The sequence below is a fragment of the Mesorhizobium sp. BHbdii genome, assembly GCF_053848045.1.
Map to the genome: position 1 here is coordinate 1 of NZ_JBSPKX010000250.1, position 426 is coordinate 426.

Annotated in this window: 1 protein-coding gene; it reads right to left on the bottom strand. The window is 65.3% G+C overall.

What is annotated here, in order from left to right; translation table 11 throughout:
• Window positions 1-426 (bottom strand): carbohydrate ABC transporter permease (locus ACWTU8_RS32880; protein WP_455851382.1); only part of this gene is annotated, 426 nt, incomplete at both ends.

Here is a 426-nt window from a genome sequence, read left to right on the forward strand (position 1 = left end):
TGATGTCGAAGACCTTGAAGGCCTCGATGGTGCGCAGCACCAGCGCCACCATCAGCGGCCCGGCGAGATAGGGCAGGATGACGAAGCGGAAGCGGTTGAACGGTCCCGCGCCATCGACGAGCGAGGCGGCGGTGATGTCGCGTGGCACCGCCTGCAAAGCGGCGAGCGCGATCAGCGCCACCAGCGGAAAGTTCTTCCAGCAGTCGGCGACGATCAGAGCCGTCAGCGCCGTGCCCGGCTCACCCAGCCAGGAGCGGTAGGCGTCGATGAGACTGAGTTGCGTCAGTGCGGCGTTCAGCGCGCCATATTCGGGATTGTAGATCAGCCGCCATAGCGTCGCGTTGACCACGGTCGGCAATGCCCAGGGCAGGATCATCAAGGCGCGCAGGACGGCGCGACCGTGGAACTGCTGATTGAGGAGCAAGG